The following is a 19,804-nucleotide window of genomic DNA, read 5'->3' as shown; positions in this document are numbered from 1 at the left end:
AAGCCGGGCGCCAATCCGTTGGCCCCGGCCACATACCTTCCGCCAATAGATGAAGGGGATTCAAGGTGAGGACGTCGCAGGACACTGGTTTCGTCGGGTTCGTTAATAACGTCATAAAGTCGTGTCTGGTCGCCATGATGGTGGCAATCGCGTCTCTGACTTTTTACCAAGTGCTAATGCGCTATGGATTCAATAAATCCAGCTCCTGGAGCGAAGAGGCCATACGTTTCATTTTTATCTGGTGTAGTCTACTTTCCGTTTCGATCGGAATACGTGAGAAGATACATATCGGTATCAACATCGTCGTACAGCTGTTTTCGCACGTAACCCAGCGAACCATTGAAATCTTCGCCTATCTCTTAATACTCCTTTTTTCCGGAAGTCTGGTATTCTACGGCACGAAAGTCGTGCTCTCCACCCAATACCAGACATCTCCCGCACTGGGCCTGCCCATGAGCTGGGTCTACCTTTCCGTGCCAACCATGGGCGTACTGGTCATTTTTTACAGTGCTCTGGAAATTCTTAGCCTTATGCGCCAGTTCAAGAAGCCATAACGGAGGGCATCGCCATGTTACTCACACTGCTCGTTGCCCTTGTGTTCTGTTTCATGATCAATGTTCCCATAGGCTTCGCCATGGGGATCGCCGTTTTTGCCAGTCTGATCGCTTCAGGTGCCATGCCTATCGCCATGTTGCCGCAGCGCATGGTGGCCGGTATGAACTCCTTTCCTCTGCTGGCGATTCCTCTTTTCATGCTGGCCGGTACCATCATGGAGCGCGGAGGCATTTCCAAGCGTATTGTCGGTTTGGCCAGTGCCCTGCTAGGGCACGTACAAGGGGGGCTGGCCGCAGTTTCCGTACTGGCCTGTACGTTCTTCGCCTCAATCTCGGGGTCAGCTCCCGGCACCGCGGCCGCCGTGGGCGAATTGACCATACCCGAAATGGTCAAGCGCGGTTATTCCAACGCCTATGCCTCTGCGGTCGTCGCTTCCGCCTCCTGCCTTGGCGTGGTGGTGCCCCCCAGCATCACCTTCATCATTTTCGGCATCGTTGCCGACGTGTCTATTGGGCAACTGTTCATCGCCGGTATCGTGCCTGGCGCACTGCTGTCCCTAGCGCTGATAGTTGTCAGCGTACTGCGCTCGCGACAGCTGGGATATCCCACCGAGGAAAGGCAGAACTGGAGCAAGCGCTGGCGTACCTTCGTCGATTCCTTGTGGGGGTTAATGCTTCCCGCCATAATTCTCGGCGGGATTATGACGGGCATCTTCACACCTACGGAGTCGGCCGGGATCGCCGTTTTCTACGGACTTTTCGTCAGTATCTTCATTTATCGCGAACTGGGGTGGAAAGATCTCATACCGGTCTTTTACAAGGCATCGCTCAACTCCGCCATGATCGTTTTGCTCATCGCCATGGCAAGTCCCTTTGGCTGGATCATGATCGTCGAACAAGTTCCGCAGATGGCATCGTCAGCGCTGCTTGGCTTCTCCACGAACGTCTATGTGATTCTCATGCTCATGATCATCATGTATCTGGTCCTGGGCACTTTCATGGAAACTGGGGCTATTATCCTCCTCATCGTGCCTATCTTTGCCCCAGTTGCACAGCAGTTGGGCATCGATATGGTTCACTTCGGCGTCATTACGGTGGTCGCCTTGGCAATCGGTATGGCAACCCCGCCGGTCGGCATCACGCTGTTCGCCACCTGCGGCATATCCGGCGTCTCGATAGGCCAGCTATCTCGGATGATCGTTCCTTTTCTGCTGGCGCTGATCGCCTGTCTCGTGCTGCTGGCCTACGTTCCCTTCATATCGACGTTCCTGCCCAGCCTAGTCTTCTGACCGCTGCACAGCAGCTCGGCAATTCTGGCGCAAGCAAAAGAGCCCCACGGCATGGCCGTGTGTTCAAGCTCATGGCGACGAGTCCGGCCAAAGGCCACCACTGCGTCCCGGCTGGGCCAGTTTGGCGTCAATCGTCGCAGGGTATCCACACCCTGACTACTGCTTGCGCGAGTGGGGCTCACATGCACGAAGGCACAAATCACGCTATGCCCTCGTGGCGATCGGTTACCATTTCTTTCAAGTCTTTTACCGGAGCCCCGCATGCTCAATCAGCGTGCCCTTGCCTATCTCAACGAAGTGATCCGCCATGGCTCGCTACGCCGCGCCGCCGCCCGGCTCGACGTGGATGCCTCGGCGATCAGCCGTCAGCTCAGGGCGCTGGAGGAAGACCTCGGCGTCAAGCTGTGCGAGCGGCACGGAGGCGGCATGCGCCCGACCGAGGCGGGACGCCTGCTGGTCCGCCACTTCCACTCTCAGCGCGCCGCCGAAGAGGCCGTACTGTCGCAGTTGATGGCGATCCAGGGTCTGGCGCGCGGTGAGGTACGCATCGCCGTGGGTGAGGGTTTCATCGCCGACCTGATCGCCGCACCACTGGGAGCGTTCATGTCCGCCTTCGCCGGCATCGAGGTGGAAATCCGCATGGCGGGAGTCAACGAGGCGATGTCGCTGCTCAAGGACATGGAGGTCGACCTGGCGCTGCTCTATGCACCGCCGGTGGACCCGTTGATTCGCTGCCACGTGGAGACCCGCCAGCCGCTGGACCTGATCGTGCCGCCGAGGCATTACTTGGCCGAACTGGCACGGCCGGTACGGCTGCGTGACCTGCAGGGCGCGCCCCTGGCACTGATGGACAATCCCTTCGGCATGCGCCAGATGGTCAACATGGTGGCTCACCAGGAGCGGGTCCATCTCGATGCCCGCCTGCATACCAACTCCGTTGCGGTACTCAAGAATTTCGTGCGCTCCGGCATCGGTGTGACGTTCATGCCCGAGCTGACCGTGAGCGACGAGATCCAGCGTGGCGAGATCCTCGCCCTGCCCATGGCCTACCCGGTCATGAACGGCGCCCGAGCGCAGATTGTCAGCCTGGAGGGGCGCGAGCTCACCCTGGCGGCCAAAGCCTGCGTCGAGCATCTACGCCAAGGCATGCGCTTCTTCCGAGGCGACGCCCCCAGACTGGCCGAGTCGTAGCAAGCGTTGCTGAAAAAGCAACGCTTGCGGTATTGCATAGTCAACGCATCAATTTCTAGGCTGCTAATGGAATGCCGTGCCAGGCGCACGGCATCGGCTCATGCCGTCAACGACAGTCTCAGCAACAGCTTCAACGACAGCCTCAACAACAACACGAGGAGAACAACCATGACCCGCGACCTGCCCTCCGTAATGAAGGGACTCGCCAGTGCCGGCATGCTGGCCGGCGCCCTGGTGGCCGGCACCGCTCAGGCGGCCACGACCATCAACCTGAGCTACAACGGCGCCCCGGACCCGGACAAGAATGCCGTGCATGTCTTTGCCACCAACCTCAAGGAACTGGTCGAGGAGAAGACGGGCGGCGAACTTCAACTCGAGCTTTATCCCAACAGCATGCTTGGCGAGGAAGAGGATCGCATGGAGCAGACCATGAACACGCCGAGCCTCAACGTGGCCTCGTTCGCCGGCGTGTCACCCCTGGTCGAGGAGATTTTCGTCAGCGCCATTCCGTTCCTGTTCGAGGACTTCGAGGCGGCACGCACCTTCTTCGACGAAGGCGAATATTGGAACGAGATCGAGGCCGCCCTGCACGAACGTGCCGGCATCGAGATGCTTGCCGTGGTGGAAGAGGGCGGCTTCCTCGCCTTCACCAACAACAAGACACCGATCACCCATCCCGACGACTTCGAGGGCCTGCGCTTCCGCGCCATGGACCCAAGCCAGGTAGCGCTCTATGAGTCCTTCGGCGCCTCGGGCACGCCGATTCCCTGGACCGAGGTCTACATGGCCCTGCGTACCGGGGTCGCCGATGGGCAGATGAACCCGCCGATGTACATCATCCTCGGCAGCCTCTACGAAGTGCAGGATTATCTCACCCTGGCCAACATCCAGTACTCCAACCAGTTCCTGGTCGGCAACGCCGAGATGATCGAGGGCTGGGACGACGCCACCCGCGAGGCCTTCCTCGAAGCCGTGGCCGAGGCCAACCGCAACGCCCGCGAGCACAATGAGGCACAGGTGGAAGAGCGCATCGCCTTCCTCGAGGAGCAGGGCATGGAAGTGATCCGCCCCTCCGAGGATGACATCGCCGCCTTCCGCGACGTGGGCCAGCCGGCCTACCTGGAGTGGCTGCGCGAGCGCGGCATCGACCAGCGCTGGATCGACCTAGCGCTGGAGGATGCCGGCGTGACCGAGCTGCTCGACTGAACCCACCCCGCAATGTCGCGAGGGCCACCCGGCCCTCGCCCGTGACGGCCGGAGTTTTCCATGCCTTCGCTTCGCCAACGGGTGCTGGCCGTGAGCCGGACACTCACCCTGACGCTCGCGGCCACGCTGCTGCTGATCAACCTGGCGGCCATTCTCTACGGCGTCTTCATGCGCTACCTGGCCGGCGGGGCGCCGATCTGGACCGATGAGCTCGCACGCTTCCTGATCATCGCCACGGTGATGCTCGCCGCCGGGGCCGTATGGGTCGAGGGCGGTCACATGCGCGTGGCGCTGATCGAGCGGCTGCTGCCGCGTGCCCTGGCGCGGGTACTCAACCTCTATCAGTGGCTGCTCACTCTGGTCCTGGCCCTGGGCGGCGCCTGGTTCAGTTACCGCTACGCCCTGTCGGTGGGCATGTTCACCACCTCTGGGCTCGGCATCAGTCGCACGATACCGCTGATGTCGCTGCCGCTGGGCTTCGCCCTGCTTGCCTGGCATGCGCTGTGGTACGGCCCGGCACCGCTGCCGACGATCACCGAGGAGGTCGCATGATCCTTACCATGCTCGCGGTGTTCCTCACCCATGTGCTGCTCGGCCTGCCGCTGTTCCTTGCCCTGCTCGCCACCGCCGTGGTCGGCTTCCTGTTCGTCGACCCTGCGATGATCGCGCGCATGCTGCCGCAGCAGTTCTTCGGCGGCATCAACGTCTTTTCGCTGATGGCCATTCCGCTGTTCATCCTGGCCGGCAACCTGATGAACGCCAGCGGGCTGACCGAGCGCCTAATGGGCCTGGCGCGCCTGATGGTCGGCCACCTGCGCGGCGGCCTGGGGCACGTCAACGTGGTCTCCAGCGTGTTCTTCGCCGGGGTCAACGGCTCCGCCGTGGCCGACACCTCGGCGCTGGGTTCGCTGCTGGTACCGGCCATGCAGAAGGAGGGCTACTCGCGCGCCTTCGCCGCCGGCCTCACCGCCGGCAGCTCGCTGATCGGGCCAATCATCCCGCCCAGCATCTTCATGATCCTCTACGCATCGCTGACCAACACCTCGGTGGGCGACCTGTTCCTCGCCGGCGTGATCCCGGGGCTGCTGCTGGGGGTCGCCTTCATGGGCATGAACGCCTGGTACGCCTGGCGCCACGGGCTGCCCAAGCGCGGCGGCTTGCCGCGCCTCGGCGAACTCGGCCTCGCCGCCCTGGCTGCGCTGCCGGCACTGATCGCTCCGTTCATCATCGTCGCGGGCATCGTGCTCGGCTTCGTCACGCCGACCGAATCCGGCGCGCTGACGGCGCTCTACGTAACGCTGTGCGGTATCCTGCTCGGCGGCTTGCGCCTCGGCGACTTCTGGCGCGCCCTGCTGGACACGGCCCGCCTCACCTCGGCGATCTTCCTGATCATGGCGGCCTCGGCCACCATCAGCTGGCTGCTCTCCTACGCCCAGGTGCCGGTCCAGTTCGTCTCGCTGCTCGCGCCGTACATCGACAATGCCGTGCTGATCCTGCTGCTGCTCAGCGTCATCACCTTCGTCACCGGTATGTTCATGGAGGAGGTGTCGGCGCTGATGCTGCTCACGCCGATCTTCGCTCCAGTGGCGATGATGGCCGGCATCGATCCGGTGCACCTGGGCATCGTCATCACGCTCAACATCACCATTGCCCTGATCACGCCGCCCATGGGCGCCTGCGTATTCGTCGCCGCCGCCGTCAGCCGCATCGAGATCGTCGCCCTGTTCCGCACCATCTGGCCCTTCGTGCTGACGGCCATCGGCGTGCTGCTCCTGCTGATTCTCTTTCCGCAGCTGACACTCTGGCTGCCCGCTGCCATTGGATAGACCCATGCCCCGTCATACCCTGCCTGATTCCGAGGCCGTACCCAGCCAGCCGTTTCCCGGTTGGGAGTCGGTCAGCCGCCTGCCGATTCGCGATAACGGCGAACGCCTGGTGCCGATGAGCCTGGCGCCGTCGCCAATCAAGGTGTTTCCCGCCTATGCCCGGCTGGGCATTCCCGGGGCCGTGCCGGAGTGCTTCGTACGCGAGGGGGTCTACCGGGCGCTGCTGGCGGCGGCCCGGGCGCTGCCCGGGGGCATCGGCCTGCTGGTACTCGACGGCTGGCGCCCCTGGCGGGTCCAGCAGTACCTGTTCGATACGCTGCACGAAGCAATCCACCTGCGCCATCCTGAGCTCGGCGAGGAGGAACTGCTGGAGCGCACCCGCGAGTTCGTCTCGCTGCCGAGCCGCGATCCGTCAGCGCCGAGCCCGCATCTCACTGGCGGCGCCGTGGACGTCACCCTATGCAATGCCGACGGCCTGCCGCTGGACATGGGGACGCTGTTCGACGAGGCGCTGCCTGCCTCGCACAGTGACCATTTCGAACGCCTGGAAACGCTGAGCCCAGCGCAGCGCAGCGCCCGCGACAACCGCCGCCTGCTGTACCGGGTAATGACCGGGCAGGGCTTCACCAACCTGCCGAGCGAATGGTGGCACTACGACCTCGGCGACCAGCTGTGGGCGCACTACGGCGGTCACGCCGAAGCCCGCTACGGCCCCGCCGAACTCGATACCATCGAGAACCGCTGGCGACGGCAGTTGAACTGAGCCCGTAACGCAAAAGACCTACGGCCGTGAACAGCACCCCGAAAGTTGGGCCACCCAATCCAACCTTCGGGGTGTTTTTTATACGACGAGTCATTCAGACGGCTTGTAGTACAGCAGACTTTACGTGCAGACGTCAGCTTGCGAGAGGTGGCTCGCCGACGCTCTCCGCCAGCATCTAGATTACGGCCGTGGTGGCAGAGATTCTTGTCGTTGCCGGGGCAATGCCCTATCATGCTCGGTAACACGGCCCCCGCCTCTTGGCTCTCACGAGCTTACGCGGGGGTTCTTATTTGTCTGCTGTTCCTCCCTCTCAAGACGACCACCATCGCTCCCAGCCGGGCGGGGCGCCCATATCCTCTAGCGAGAGCTGGCGCTGGGCATGCAGTACGGGGAAGGCCGTCAGGTGCTTCTGAAGACGAAGGTGCCAGCCAGTATCCGGGCAGATCACCTTGGTCATATGTCGCGCAATGCTCAGCAGCAGGAAGGGCCGAGCGATCAACTGCGGCTGATCATGGAAATCATCGCACCATGGCAGAGTGCCCAGTTCGGGCAGCTTGGGCTGGTCGATGACGTTGCGGTTCCAGAGCCGGCTATGGTGGGCGCAGACATTGCGCAGGTAGTTGAGCGAGCGCAGCCAGCTCTGAAAGACTTCCCACTCCGGCACGCCGTACTTATTGGCGATGCGCCGCTGGTCCGGCACCTTCATCATCGCTAACAGCTGTGAGAGGGTACCGAAGTCCCAGGTTTCCACAGCAACCCAGATGGGCAGGCGCGGGCCGTGCTTCTGTCGATAGTGCTTGACGAAGTCCTCCTTGGAGCGCCTTTCCATGTCCAGGCAGCGCACCTGCCACTTTTCGAAGCTGTCTCGCGGATCACGCCCAAACTTCTTCCGGGCGAAGGAGGGATGGAAGGTGTCGCGGTGCAAGTGGGCGAAGGCATCTCGCTCACCCAGCAGGTGAGCGATATCGACCCGCAGGGCGATCTCGATCCGCTCCAGCGCATCGGTCAGGCGCAGGCGCAGCGCCTTGTCGAAGAGGTAGAGCCGCACCGAATCAACGAACTGGGAGCCAGGAACGAACCGGTCAGTTGCCTGGGTGGTCGGCCGACCGTGGCGGTCATGGTTCATCATCTCGAAAACCCGGAATGGGTACCAGTAGGCACTCAACCGGTAGTAGCCGACGCGCTCCAAATACTCCAAGGCAGCTGCCTCGTCGGCAACTTCCATTCCTCGGGATTGCAAAAGCGCAGCCTGTTCTTCAAAGGACTTCCAGGGTCGATCGTAGGCCATCAGTAAACCTTCTGTTCTGCCACCACTTTGGCCGATTGAGTATGAGTCTTGACGGCTTCACAAGGCGAGCCCTGACCCGGTCGCACAGAGCCCTTAGCGCCAGCCGCCATCAGCACAGCATCGAAGCCGATGCCAGCCTGTGCTCTAGGCAGTACCAAGCGCGCCGCGACACTACATACACCGGCCCGGCCAAACCCCCGAGCGGGTCGGCGAACAGGCCCGCGCCCTGTGGCTACCTGGCACGCTGCTGCAAAGGAAGTGTCGGAGTAGAAACTAACAAAAAGCCCCACGGTGAGACCGTGGGGCTTCGAATTCGTGGCGCGCCCGGCAGGATTTGAACCTGCGACCTTTGGCTTCGGAGGCCAACACTCTATCCAACTGAGCTACGGGCGCTTATGCAAGGTGGCGCTGAAAGCTTTGTCGGCTCCGCACGCCGGCAGCGCGTTGCGCTGCACAACACTCCCCTCCGGCTTCGCCTTCGGGTCCGGCCCGGTGCGCTGCATCGCACCGGTCGCTTCGCCGGGCAGAAGCTGCGCTTCTGCCGATCGGGCTACGCCCAACTGAGCTACGGGCGCTTTGCTTGCTGAGAAGCGGCCAACATCGTAACCGCCGGGGCCGAAACTGTCCAGCCTGGCGGCCCTTCATCAGACTCAGCTCGCCCGCACCATTTCGCCGACCTTTTCCAGGATATGCCGGCCGATGGGCAGCGCCGAGGTGGCCGCCGGCGAAGGGGCATTGCAGACGTTGACGGTACGCTTAGTGTTGACGAACAGGAAGTCGTCGACCAACCGGCCATCGCGGGAAACGGCCTGGGCGCGCACGCCGGCGGGCCAAGGCTCGAGATCGTCCAGCGTCAGGCTGGGACAGTACTTGCGCACCTCTTCCAGGTAGCCGCGGCGCCACAGGGAATTCTTCATCTCATGTAGACCGGGCTTCAGGTTTCGCCCCAGCACCTTGAGGATGCCCGGATTGCTGAACATGCGCACCATGTCGAGCAGCGACACGTCCGCCTTGCGGTAGCCTTCACGCTTGAATGCCAGCACCGCGTTGGGGCCCACGGTGACCGAGCCGTCGATCATGCGCGTCAGGTGTACGCCGAGGAAAGGCATGGAAGGATCGGGAATGGGGTAGATGAGGTGACTGACGATATCGCTGAGCCGGTCGGGCAGGCGATAGTACTCGCCGCGGAACGGGCAGATGGTGAAGCCGGGGTCGCGTCCCAGCAAACGTACCACGCGGTCGGCCATTAGTCCGGAGCAGGTCACCAGATAGCGGCTGTTGAACTCGCCCTGCGATGTACCGACGATGACCTCGCTGGTGCGCTCTTCGAGGCGCGTCACCTCGTGCCCGTAGCGAATCTGACCGCCACGACGCTGGAACACATCGGCCATGGCCTCGGCCACCCGGGCGTAGCTGACGATGCCGCTGGAGGGTACGAAGATGGCACCGAGTCCGGTGATGTTGGGTTCGCGCTCCTTCAGCTCCGCACCGGAGAGCCACTCCCGCTCCAGTCCGTTGGCGGCGGTGCGCTCCCATAGCGCCTCCATGCGCTGCATCTCCTGCGGGTTGGTAGCCACCAGCAGTTTGCCGCAGACATCGTAGGGAATCGCATGGCGGTCGCAGAACTCCCGGGTAGCACGATTACCCTCGAGGCAAAAGCGCGCCTTGAGGCTGCCCGGCGTGTAGTACACGCCGGCATGAATCACGCCGCTGTTGTGTCCGGTCTGGTGCCGCGCGGGACCGCTCTCCTTCTCCAGCAGCAGCATTTTCTTGTCGGGATGGCACTCGATGAGCTGCATCGCGGTGGAGAGGCCGAGAATGCCGCCACCGAGGATGATGAAATCGTACACGCGGGCCTCGCGTCGCCAGTGGAACACACCGAAGGATTCTCACTACGATACCCGCCGGCCGCTGCGCTGGCCAGTTGGCCCGGGACGCTTCGCTTCCTCATGCCAAAGGCGTGGGCAACGGCGTTTTCCAGCAGTTTGCGATATCGGTATACTATTGCCCATTGTGTGCGTGGCGCGCCGGCCGTCGCGAGCCGACATCGCCAACAGATTACGATTATTACAGGACCGTCGAGAGGTGGTGAGAGTGAAATCCAGCAAACTGATCTTGGGGTGTCTGGCCACCGTCGGCCTGACTGCGGGTGCCATGTCCGCTCAGGCCGAAGTGGACCGCGACGCTATCGCCGAACGTCTGAAGCCCATCGGCCAGCTTTGCCTGCAGGGCGAGGACTGCGGCACAGCCGCCGCCGCCGAAAGCAGCAATGGCAACGGTGATGGCGGTATTGATGGCGCGGGCATCTACAACCAGGTCTGCATGGCCTGTCACGACACTGGCGCGGCCGGCGCTCCGCGCCGCGGCGAAGAGGGCGACTGGGCCGAGCGTATCGGCCAGGGCTGGGAGACCCTGCTGGACCACTCGATCAATGGTTTCAACGCCATGCCGGCCCGCGGCGGCAATCCCAACCTCTCCGACGAGGAGGTGGCCGCCGCCACCGCCCATCTGCTCGAGCCGGTGATGGACGTACCGGAAATCGGTGGCGAGGAGGCCGTGGCGGAAGAAGCCGTGACCGAAGAAGGACCGGTGGAGGAAGAGGCCGAAGCTGCCGCGGTGGCGACCGAGGACGCGCCCGCCGATGAAGAGGCCATTGAGGAAGCCGCCGCCGACGAGCCGGCCCATGCCGGTATCGATGGCGAGGCGATCTACAACCAGGCCTGCATGGCCTGCCACATGACCGGTGCCGCCGGCGCTCCGCGCCGTGGCGAGGCCGGCGAGTGGGAAGGCCGTATCGATCAGGACATCGAAACGCTTTACGATCACTCCATCAACGGCTTTGGCGCCATGCCGCCCAAGGGCGGACACACCAATCTCTCCGATGACGAAGTGCGTGCAGCCACCGACTTCCTGATCGAGCCGGTGCGCTGAGCAAAGCTCGCAGCGATACGAACGGGGCGCCAATGGCGCCCCGTTTACGTTGGTGGAACAGGATAGAGGGCCTTCAGCCAAGTAAAGAACGCAACCCGGCGATGGCGTCCTGGCCCCGCGCCTGCTTCTTCTCCGGGTCCTCCTTGTCGGCGCGTCCTTCCCACTCCAGATCGTCCGGCGGCAACTCGTCGAGGAAGCGGCTCGGTGTACAGTCCATCAGCTCACCGAAGGCCTTGCGCTGGCGCGCCAGGGTCAGGGTCAGGGTCTGGCGCGCCCGGGTAATGCCGACATAAGCCAGGCGACGCTCCTCCTCCACCGTCCCCGCCTCGATGGCATTGCGGTGGGGCAAGAGCTCCTCCTCGAGGCCCATCAGGTAAACGTGGGGGAATTCCAGCCCCTTGGAAGCATGCATGGTCAACAGCTGCACCCGGTCGGTGTCGTCCTCCTCGGCCTGCTGCTCGAGGATATCGCGCAGCACCAGCCGCGAGATGGCCGCCTCGACGTCGTCGGTCTCGGCGCTCTCTTCCGCCTCGATCTGCTCTGCACTCTCTTGGGGGTCGCGTTTCATCGACTTCTCGAGCTGGTCGATCAGCGTCCAGACGTTGGCCATGCGCCGCTCGGCGATGGTCGGCGCACTAGCGTTCTGGTAGAGCCACGCCTCGTAGTCCATCTCGTGCAGCATGCCGCGGATCGCGGCCAGGGCGTCGCCCTCGTCCATGCGCCGGCGTACGCCGTCGATGAAGTGGGTGAAGCGCGAAAGCCGCTCCACCGCCCGCGCCGGCAGCTGCTGCTCCAGGCCCAGCTCGTGGCAGGCGTCAAACAGCGAGACGCCGCGCTCGGTGGCATAGTTGGCCAGCTTCTCCAGGGTGCCGGGGCCGATCTCGCGGCGCGGCACGTTGACGATGCGCAAAAAGGCGTTGTCGTCGGCCGGGTTGATCAGCAGGCGCAGGTAGGCCATGGCGTCCTTGATCTCGTTGCGCGAGAAGAACGAGGTGCCACCAGAGAGCTTGTAGGGAATCTGGTAGTGCTGGAGCTTCAGTTCGAGCAGCCGGGCCTGGAAGTTGCCGCGATAGAGCACGGCGAAGTCGCGCCACTCGGCGCGCTCCTTGATGCGCCGGGTGAGTATCTCGCTGGCCACCCGCTCGGCCTCGGCCTCCTCGTGACGGTTGACCACCACGCGAATCGGCGCGCCCTGGCCCATCTCCGACCACAGCGTCTTCTCGTAGACGTGGGGGTTGTTGGCGATCAGGGTGTTGGCTGCGCGCAGGATGGTGCCGGTGGAGCGGTAGTTCTGCTCCAGCTTGATCACGTTGAGCCGCGGGAAGTCCTCGCCCAGGGTCACCAGGTTTTCGGGTCGCGCACCGCGCCAGGCGTAGATCGACTGGTCATCGTCGCCCACCACGGTGAAGGTCTTGCGCTCCTCCATCAGCAGCTTGACCAGCAGATACTGCGAGACGTTGGTGTCCTGGTACTCGTCCACCAACATGTAGTGGATCTTGCGCCGCCAACGAGCCAACACTTCAGAGTCGCGCTGCAACAGCACTACCGGCAGCAGAATCAGGTCGTCGAAGTCCACCGCGTTGTACGCCTTGAGGTGGCGTATGTAGGCCTCGTAGACCCGTGCGGCGTACTGTTCGTCCTCGTCCACGGCATGGGACAGCGCCTGGCCCGGCAGCACCAGGTCGTTCTTCCACTCCGAGATCTGGTGCTGCACGGCGTTGATCTGCTCGGCGTCGACCTGGGCATCCTTGTTCATCAAGTCGCGCAGCAGCGCCTTGGCGTCCTCCGGGTCGAACAGCGAGAAACCCGGCTTGTAGCCCAGCGCCTTGAGTTCGCCGCGGATGATGTTGAGCCCCAGGGTGTGGAAGGTCGAGACGGTCAGCCCGTGGCCCTCCTTGCCCTTGAGCATCTGACCCACCCGCTCCTTCATCTCGCGGGCCGCCTTGTTGGTGAAGGTCACCGCGGCGATGCGCCGTGCGCTCATGCCGCATACCTGCACCAGATAGGCGATCTTGGTGGTGATCACACTGGTCTTGCCGGAGCCGGCACCGGCCAGCACCAGGCAGGGGCCGTCGATGTAGCGCACCGCTTCCTGCTGGCGAGGGTTGAGCTTGGCCAGGCGCTGCTGAATGCTCATGGGCGTGCCTCGGTTGGCCTGTCTAACTCCGCCGCACCGGCGAAGCCGAGCTGACGCCAGGCCTCGAACACCAGGATGGCGCAGGCGTTGGAGAGATTGAGACTGCGGCTGTCGGGCAGCATGGGGATGCGTAGGCACTGCTCCGGCGGCAGAGCGTCGAGCATGGCCTGGGGCAGGCCGCGGGTCTCGGGACCGAACAACAGCACGTCACCAGGACAATAGCTGGGCTCATGGTAGCCGGTGCGCCCGCGGGTGGAAACGGCAAAGACGCGCTCCGGTTTCACGGCCTCGACAAAGGCCAGCCAGTCGCGGTGCACGCGCACGGCGGCCCACTCGTGGTAGTCGAGCCCCGCACGGCGTAGGCGCTTGTCGTCGAGCACGAAGCCCAGCGGTTCGATCAGGTGCAGGCGAAAACCGCTGTTGGCGCACAGCCGAATCAGGTTGCCGGTATTGGGCGGGATCTCGGGTTCGAACAGCACGACATCGAGCATGGGTAAGCCTGCCGGAACGCGTGCGGGCCCCCGCAGGGGCCCGCTGGCTCGGTGAACGAGCGATCAGAAGCTCAGGCGAACGCCGACCTGTGCGCCACGATCGAGGGTACGGTTACCGTGTCGGTTGTCGAAGTCGGCCGCCGCCTGGCGCAGACCGATGTATCCATCGACGTTGGGCGTGAAGGCGTAGCGCGCACGCACGCCTACCTCATAGCCGTCCTCCAGGTCACCGCTGGTCACCGCACCGGGCGTGTAGAAGCCGTAGCCGCCCAGCGAGACGGCCGGCGCCTGGGGAAGATAGACGTAGCCGTAGCCGCCCAGGCCCAGACCGCCACCGTTACCATGGTCCGTATCGAATTGGGTCCAACGTGCGCCGATGCCCACGTCGCGTTCGCGGTTGCGCTGCACGCCCAGCAGCTGGGCATGGTAGATGGTGGCGTCCTCGCGATAGTCGCTGTGAATCACTCCCCCTCCCAGGGCTATGCCATGGGTGATCTCGCCGGCGGCTTCGAACTGCACGGCGTCGGGCCCCAGATTGAGATCCAGACCGCCGGCGGCATGGGCGCTGGCCGCGACCAGCAGCGCGCCGCCCACCAGGGCGGCCTTGGCAATGTGATTGACGAGAGACGTCATAGATTGGCTCCTTTTACAGGTCTAATTCTTGATCGACACTCACGCCATAGCGCGCCCGGTAGTCACGGATCGCCTCGGCGTGGCGCTGGAAAGCCTCGCCGCCCCGCTCCTCGAGGTAGGCCAGCACCATGTCCAGCGTAACGATACTGACCACCGGCATGCCGTAGCGCGACTCGACTTCCTGGATGGCACTCTTTTCGGCCTGGCCACGCTCCTGGCGATCCAGCGCGATCACCACGCCGGCGGCCTCGGCACCGGCGGCTTCGATCAACGCCATCACTTCGCGAATGGCGGTGCCCGCGGTAATCACGTCGTCGATGATCAGGATGCGCCCGGCAAGCTCGGCACCGACGATGTTGCCGCCTTCGCCGTGGTCCTTCGCCTCCTTTCGGTTGAAGGCGAAGGGCAGGTCACGACCGTGATGATCGGCCAGCGCCACCGCGGCGGTGGCCGCCAGCGGGATGCCCTTGTAGGCGGGGCCGAACAGCACGTCGAACGGCACGCCACTGGCCTCGATGGCATTGGCATAGAAGCGCCCCAACTGCGCCAGGGAGCTGCCGGTACGAAACAGGCCGGCATTGAAGAAATAGGGGCTGACGCGGCCCGACTTGAGGGTGAACTCGCCGAACTTCAGCACGCCCTGTTCGATCGCGAACCCGATGAACTCCCGCTGGTAGGCTTGCATGCTGGCCGACACGGCACTCCCCCTGCTATTCATAAGACTCTTGTTCAAGGCTCTGTTCAAAGCGCTGTTCACAAGCCCGGTTTACGCCCCCATGGATGTGGAATCTGTGTCCTACCATGAATATCCATGCGAGCCATTTACCCAAACGTCGAAACGTCGGGTATCATACACGCGCGACGTCAAAGGGACCATGTATGAAAATTGCCACCATCAATGTCAACGGAATCCGCGAGGCTGTCGGACGAGGCTTCCTCGACTGGCTGGCCGAACAGGACGCCGACGTCATCTGCGTTCAGAATCTCAAAGCCAAGAGCTTCGAACTCGATGACAGCATTCTGTACCCGGAGGGCTACGAAGGCTACTTCCTGGACGCCGAACAGGACGACTTCTCCGGCGTGGGTCTTTACTGCCGCAAGATACCCAAGGCGATCATGTACGGCCTCGGCTTCCCCCAGTGCGACCATGAGGCGCGCTTCCTGCAGGCCGACTACGACCGCTTCAGCATTGTCAGCTTCCTGATGCCCGATGGCAGCGACTATGACGCCAAGCAGGCCTTCATGGCCCAGTACCAGGAATACCTGAACAAGATGGCGCGCAAGCGGCGTGAGTACATCATCTGCGGCACCTGGCACATCGCCCACAAGACCATCGACCTGGAGAACTGGGCCGACAACCAGACCACGCCGGGCTTCAAGCCCGAGGAGCGGGCCTGGATGGATCAGGTGTTCGGCCCCACCGGCTTCATCGACACTTTCCGCGAGATCAACCGCGACGCCGGCGAGTACACCTACTGGCCCAAGCTCGACCAGGAAATGCCGCGCTCGCGCCAGGAAGGCTGGCGGATCGACTATCAGATCGTCGGGCCCAATCTGCGCCGCCATGTGGTCGATGCCTGGATCGACTACGATGCTACCTTCAGCGAGTACGCCCCGCTGTTCGTCGAGTACGACCTGACGCTGTAAGCTCGCCCCTTCGTCGCGCCCGACTCGGGCTGCAGTGCGCCGGCATTGGATGCCGGCGCACTGCGTTTTGGTTCAGCGACGAATACCCAAGGCCTCGCGCTGATGCTCGAAGAGCTGGGCGCCGGCGTTCTCGGCAAGCTCGAGCATGGCGTTGAGCTGCTCGCGGGAGAACACCCCCGCCTCGGCGGTGCCCTGCACCTCGATCAGCCCGCCCGGCTCGGCCATCACCACGTTCATGTCGGTTTCGGCGGCGCTGTCCTCGGGGTAGTCGAGATCGACTACCGGCACGCCCTTGTAGAGCCCCACCGAGACCGAGCCGATCAACTGCACGAAGGGGTCGCCCTTGATCATTTTCTTGCGCTGCAGATAGCGAATGGCATCCACCAGCGCAACGCAGCCGCCAGTGATCGAGGCGGTGCGGGTACCGCCGTCGGCCTGGATCACGTCGCAGTCCACGGTGACGGTGAATTCGCCCAGCTTCTTCAGGTTCACCGCGGCGCGCAGTGAACGTCCGATCAAGCGCTGGATCTCCAGCGTGCGCCCGCCCTGCTTGCCACGGGCCGCCTCGCGACCGCCACGGGTGTGGGTGGCGCGCGGCAGCATGCCGTACTCGGCGGTGACCCAACCCTGTCCCTTGCCGCGTAGCCAGCGCGGCACGCCGGCCTCGACGCTGGCGTTGCACAGCACCTTGGTGTCGCCGAACTCCACCAGCACGGAGCCCTCGGCGTGGCGCGTGTAGTCGCGGGTCAGGCGGATCTCGCGGGGCTGGTCGGGGCGCCGCCCGCTCGGGCGTGAGGGTTGGGAAGCCATGGTACCTCTCGAAAGACGAAGAACGATCGGGACGATGTCGCGGCATAAGCGAAGCATCGAATGGCTGGCCATTCTACACGGTCGGGGCAGGGAATCGGTTACACTCCTTGTCCCGAGATGTCGCCGGGCTGGCCAGCAACGGCGCAGCCGATCGAACGAGGAGTCGCCATGGTCGCCCATAGCAAGGTACACAGCATGACCGCCTTTGCCCGTCAGAGCCGCGAGAGCGACTGGGGCAGCCTGCAACTGGAGCTGCGTTCGGTGAACCAGCGCTACCTGGAGCCCTTCTTCCGGCTCCCCGAGGCACTGCGCGACCTCGAGCCCGCCTTTCGCGAGGCGCTGCGAACGCGCCTGGCGCGCGGCAAGGTGGAATGCCACCTGCGCTTCGAACCCACCGACGTGAGCGAGACCCTGGCCGTCAACCATACCCGGCTAGCCGCCCTGGCCGCAGCGCTGGGCGAGATTCGCGAGACACTGCCCCAAGTCGCCATGCCCGACGCCCTCTCGCTGCTCGACCACCCCGGCGTGCTCGAGTCGCAAGGTGTCGACCTAGATGCGGTGAAGGCGGAAGCCACGGCACTGTTCGAAGCCGCACTCGACGAACTGATCGAGGCTCGCGCCCGCGAAGGCGACAAGCTCGCCGCCCTGATTCGCGAGCGCCTGGCCGGCGTGCGCGAGCAGGTTGCCGAGGTGCGCCGGCTGATGCCGGAGATCCTCGAGCGCCAGCGCGTTCTGCTGCTGGAGCGGCTCGAAGCGGTCAAGGCCGAACTGGAGCCTCAGCGTCTGGAGGCCGAGCTGGTCTTGCTCGCCCAGAAAGCGGACGTCGACGAGGAGCTCGACCGGCTCGAGACCCATGTCGGCGAAGTGGCACGCCAGCTCGACCAGAAGGGCCCCAAGGGGCGCCGCCTCGACTTCCTGATGCAGGAACTCAACCGCGAGGCCAACACCCTCTCCTCCAAGTCGGCAGTGGCCAGTACCACCCGCTGCGCGGTGGAGCTCAAGGTGCTGATCGAGCAGATGAGGGAGCAGATCCAGAATATCGAGTGATATTCACGCACATCACCGTGCATGACCTGCGCCGCACCTGCCGCAGCTTGCTGGCTGCCGCTGGAGTGCCCGGTCATGTCGCGAGCGTTGTCTGAATCACAAGCTGAAAGGCACGCTACCGTGCACCACCTGAACGCTGTTTTTAACCCCCGCGGACGGCGGCGAAACGATCCAGCAGCGCCTCCAAACCGAATTCGAAGGCATCGTCTGCCCGGATACCAGTAAAGGCCTTAATGGCAAAGTCGAGGCCAGGCATTGTCCCTGCAGAAAAAGTACTCGCCTGCTTAAGCAGGAAATGCTCATGCTCCGCCGGTTCCAGGCGTGCCACGTGGGAATTAGCAGCGGCCAAACAGTGGAGGGCGAGCACATGGTAGAACATCGCGCTCTGCTCGGCGTCGAAGCCCGCCTCACGGAACAGACTAAAGACATGATCCAGGTAAGCGGCCCCGTAGTCAGTCTCCCCCGCCCGGACCTTCTGGAATACGCGGAACCTGGCCTTCGTCTGGATATACTCGGCCGCACCGCGATGATCGCGTTCGCTGGCCATCAGGATGCAGGCGAACTGGCGAAGGCGTTCCCGCCAGGGCAGGTCCTCGGGGATCTCTCTCAGCCGTGCCAGCAACTGCTTATAGAAGCGGTTGAGGATGGCGGAGGTCAGATCGTCCTTAGTGCCGATATGGTAGTGCAGCGCACCAGGGACCACGCCCAGCACCTTGGCCAGCCTAACGAAGGAGACATCCTCAAGGGGTTCGCTTCGGGCCAGCTCGTAGGCCAGGTCGATCACCGCCTCCCGGCTGACGATCCCCTCACCGTTGCCACCGTCCAACCGCGGCCGCCCGCGGCCACGCCGCTTCGTTTTTAATGTCTTTTCCATGCACTAAAATTGCCACACTATCAAATTTCCTTGCAAGTCTCTTTTTATTGACATAGCCTCAATAAATGCCAGTATTCTACTGACACGAAGATTCGAAAGGAGCGACTGCAATGACCGAGAAGCTTGCAACGCGCGACGACGCCTCCTCGGCGAAGAGCTTCAACGAGGCGATGGGCATCGGCACGGGCGACCTCGCTGGTGTGAGGCACGCCGTGGATGATGGCATCCAGCTGGCCCTGCACGGGGTCGATCACACCGCCCGCCCGACCTGGAAACTGAACGAGACGGTGGAGTTCTACCGCGATGTGCTCGGCCTACCGCTGGTACATGCTATCACGGCGCGCGGCTGGGGCCCCCCGGGACACCACGACTTCCTGCACTTCTTTTTCGATGCGGGGAAAGACGCCACCATCGCCTTCTTCTACTACATCGGCAGCGAGCGCCCCGAGAAGTACACCCCCGAGGGACACCACTTCTACTTCGCCACCCACACCGCCTGGGCCGTAGACAGCGAGGAAGAGTTGGTCTCGTGGAAGGAAACGCTGGAGAAGCGTGGCATCCAAGTGTCGCCCTACACCCGGCACGAGATCCTGGAGTCGATCTATTTCACCGACCCGAACGGCTATCCGGTGGAAATCACCCGGCGTCTTCGCGAGACCCAGGAGATCGACGAGGTGGACGCCCGCCTAACGATGCAGGCCGCGATGGAGGTAGAGTCCGAAGCCCGCGCCGCGAGTCGACTGATGGATGACATCGATGCCGTATGGCGCCGCAAAGCCAAACTGGTCGACACCTACAAGAAGGAGGACGCCAAATGATCGAGGTACATGTCATCGATGTCCCCGAATTCCAGGCAATGGTCGACACCATGCGTGAAAAAACAGCCGTGACGATTACCGGTCCCGTGAAGGGCTATTGGACGATATCCGCACCGGACGAGCTGACCTTCGACCGCAAAGCGATGAAGATGAAGCCCGCGGTCTGGTACGGCATCTTCACCGGCGGCCTAAACGGCGAGATCGCCCACTGGGGGCGCGACGAGGTGCGTGTCGTCGGGACCAAGAGAGCACTCTGACCCGTCCATACTGCCGGTTTACAACTATCTACCGGCAACAGG

Annotated in this window: 20 protein-coding genes and 1 tRNA gene; 12 read left to right on the top strand and 9 right to left on the bottom strand. The window is 63.4% G+C overall.

The features are described from left to right. Positions 1-134 precede the first annotated feature (134 nt). From HOP51_RS01350 to HOP51_RS01320, 7 genes are all read left to right on the top strand, one after another. Positions 135-554: a TRAP transporter small permease gene (locus tag HOP51_RS01350; protein ID WP_234272143.1), complete on the top strand. Its 420-nt coding sequence runs from the start codon at positions 135-137 to the stop codon at positions 552-554. Between the two features lie 14 nt (positions 555-568). Further along, positions 569-1,843: a TRAP transporter large permease gene (locus HOP51_RS01345; RefSeq protein ID WP_234272142.1), complete on the top strand. Its 1,275-nt coding sequence runs from the start codon at positions 569-571 to the stop codon at positions 1,841-1,843. A gap of 261 nt (positions 1,844-2,104) precedes the next feature. Continuing rightward, positions 2,105-3,034 carry a LysR family transcriptional regulator gene (locus tag HOP51_RS01340; RefSeq protein ID WP_234272141.1) on the top strand — a complete coding sequence of 310 codons (930 nt, stop codon included), beginning with the start codon at positions 2,105-2,107 and terminating at the stop codon, positions 3,032-3,034. A gap of 192 nt (positions 3,035-3,226) precedes the next feature. Continuing rightward, the gene (gene dctP, locus HOP51_RS01335; protein ID WP_407061769.1) at positions 3,227-4,240 is read left to right on the top strand and encodes a TRAP transporter substrate-binding protein DctP; all 1,014 of its coding nucleotides are present in this window, start codon (positions 3,227-3,229) and stop codon (positions 4,238-4,240) included. Between the two features lie 60 nt (positions 4,241-4,300). Further along, on the top strand, positions 4,301-4,792 hold the full coding sequence (locus HOP51_RS01330; protein ID WP_234272139.1) for a TRAP transporter small permease: 492 nt from the start codon (positions 4,301-4,303) through the stop codon (positions 4,790-4,792). Beyond that, complete coding sequence (locus tag HOP51_RS01325) at positions 4,789-6,066, top strand: TRAP transporter large permease (protein ID WP_234272138.1); 1,278 nt, start codon at positions 4,789-4,791, stop codon at positions 6,064-6,066. The genes HOP51_RS01330 and HOP51_RS01325 overlap by 4 nt, the downstream gene beginning before the upstream one ends. Before the next feature lie 4 nt (positions 6,067-6,070). After that, on the top strand, positions 6,071-6,829 hold the full coding sequence (locus HOP51_RS01320; RefSeq protein ID WP_234272137.1) for a M15 family metallopeptidase: 759 nt from the start codon (positions 6,071-6,073) through the stop codon (positions 6,827-6,829). A gap of 310 nt (positions 6,830-7,139) precedes the next feature. On the opposite strand, the gene HOP51_RS01315 is transcribed toward HOP51_RS01320, so the two are convergent. The 3 genes from HOP51_RS01315 to lhgO all read right to left on the bottom strand — a co-directional run bounded on the left by HOP51_RS01315 (position 7,140) and on the right by lhgO (position 9,967). Further along, the gene (locus HOP51_RS01315; protein WP_234272136.1) at positions 7,140-8,117 is read right to left on the bottom strand and encodes an Abi family protein; all 978 of its coding nucleotides are present in this window, start codon (positions 8,115-8,117) and stop codon (positions 7,140-7,142) included. A gap of 316 nt (positions 8,118-8,433) precedes the next feature. Then, positions 8,434-8,510: transfer RNA gene (locus HOP51_RS01310), tRNA-Arg, on the bottom strand. 257 nt (positions 8,511-8,767) lie between these two features. Beyond that, positions 8,768-9,967 carry an L-2-hydroxyglutarate oxidase gene (gene lhgO / locus HOP51_RS01305; protein WP_234272135.1) on the bottom strand — a complete coding sequence of 400 codons (1,200 nt, stop codon included), beginning with the start codon at positions 9,965-9,967 and terminating at the stop codon, positions 8,768-8,770. A gap of 244 nt (positions 9,968-10,211) precedes the next feature. Between lhgO and HOP51_RS01300 the strand changes: the two genes are divergently transcribed. After that, positions 10,212-11,048 (top strand): c-type cytochrome, encoded by an 837-nt coding sequence (locus HOP51_RS01300; protein WP_234272134.1) that lies wholly within the window; start codon positions 10,212-10,214, stop codon positions 11,046-11,048. A 73-nt stretch (positions 11,049-11,121) separates the two neighbouring features. Here HOP51_RS01300 and rep read toward each other — a convergent pair whose 3' ends face one another. The 4 genes from rep to pyrE form a co-directional block, all read right to left on the bottom strand. Next, complete coding sequence (rep, locus tag HOP51_RS01295; RefSeq protein ID WP_234272133.1) at positions 11,122-13,185, bottom strand: DNA helicase Rep; 2,064 nt, start codon at positions 13,183-13,185, stop codon at positions 11,122-11,124. Beyond that, on the bottom strand, positions 13,182-13,676 hold the full coding sequence (gene trmL / locus HOP51_RS01290) for a tRNA (uridine(34)/cytosine(34)/5-carboxymethylaminomethyluridine(34)-2'-O)-methyltransferase TrmL (protein WP_234272132.1): 495 nt from the start codon (positions 13,674-13,676) through the stop codon (positions 13,182-13,184). The genes rep and trmL overlap by 4 nt, the downstream gene beginning before the upstream one ends. A 63-nt stretch (positions 13,677-13,739) precedes the next feature. Beyond that, on the bottom strand, positions 13,740-14,309 hold the full coding sequence (locus HOP51_RS01285; RefSeq protein ID WP_234272131.1) for a YfaZ family outer membrane protein: 570 nt from the start codon (positions 14,307-14,309) through the stop codon (positions 13,740-13,742). 13 nt (positions 14,310-14,322) lie between these two features. After that, positions 14,323-14,994, bottom strand: a complete 672-nt coding sequence (pyrE, locus tag HOP51_RS01280) for an orotate phosphoribosyltransferase (RefSeq protein WP_407061768.1) — start codon at positions 14,992-14,994, stop codon at positions 14,323-14,325. Positions 14,995-15,188: 194 nt separating this feature from the next. Here pyrE and HOP51_RS01275 point away from each other — a divergent pair, with 194 nt between their 5' ends. Then, positions 15,189-15,956 (top strand): exodeoxyribonuclease III, encoded by a 768-nt coding sequence (locus HOP51_RS01275; protein WP_234272129.1) that lies wholly within the window; start codon positions 15,189-15,191, stop codon positions 15,954-15,956. Between the two features lie 72 nt (positions 15,957-16,028). Here the strand turns inward: HOP51_RS01275 and rph are convergent, their stop codons facing one another. Then, the gene (gene rph / locus HOP51_RS01270) at positions 16,029-16,766 is read right to left on the bottom strand and encodes a ribonuclease PH (RefSeq protein WP_234272128.1); all 738 of its coding nucleotides are present in this window, start codon (positions 16,764-16,766) and stop codon (positions 16,029-16,031) included. Between the two features lie 168 nt (positions 16,767-16,934). Here rph and HOP51_RS01265 point away from each other — a divergent pair, with 168 nt between their 5' ends. Beyond that, positions 16,935-17,813 (top strand): YicC/YloC family endoribonuclease, encoded by an 879-nt coding sequence (locus HOP51_RS01265; RefSeq protein ID WP_234272127.1) that lies wholly within the window; start codon positions 16,935-16,937, stop codon positions 17,811-17,813. A 142-nt stretch (positions 17,814-17,955) separates the two neighbouring features. On the opposite strand, the gene HOP51_RS01260 is transcribed toward HOP51_RS01265, so the two are convergent. Further along, a complete protein-coding gene (locus HOP51_RS01260) occupies positions 17,956-18,687 on the bottom strand; it encodes a TetR/AcrR family transcriptional regulator (RefSeq protein ID WP_234272126.1) in 732 nt (243 codons plus the stop codon). Between the two features lie 110 nt (positions 18,688-18,797). On the opposite strand from HOP51_RS01260, the gene HOP51_RS01255 reads away from it, so the two are divergent. Further along, complete coding sequence (locus tag HOP51_RS01255) at positions 18,798-19,505, top strand: VOC family protein (RefSeq protein WP_234272125.1); 708 nt, start codon at positions 18,798-18,800, stop codon at positions 19,503-19,505. Further along, a complete protein-coding gene (locus HOP51_RS01250; RefSeq protein ID WP_234272124.1) occupies positions 19,502-19,762 on the top strand; it encodes a hypothetical protein in 261 nt (86 codons plus the stop codon). Before HOP51_RS01255 ends, HOP51_RS01250 begins: the two co-directional genes overlap by 4 nt. The last annotated feature ends 42 nt before the right edge of the window (positions 19,763-19,804 follow it).

It is taken from the genome of Billgrantia zhangzhouensis, from assembly GCF_021404465.1.
Taxonomy (GTDB): domain Bacteria; phylum Pseudomonadota; class Gammaproteobacteria; order Pseudomonadales; family Halomonadaceae; genus Halomonas; species Halomonas zhangzhouensis.
The sequence above is the reverse complement of the archived record's forward strand: the minus strand, read 5'-3'. Positions and strand labels throughout refer to the sequence as shown.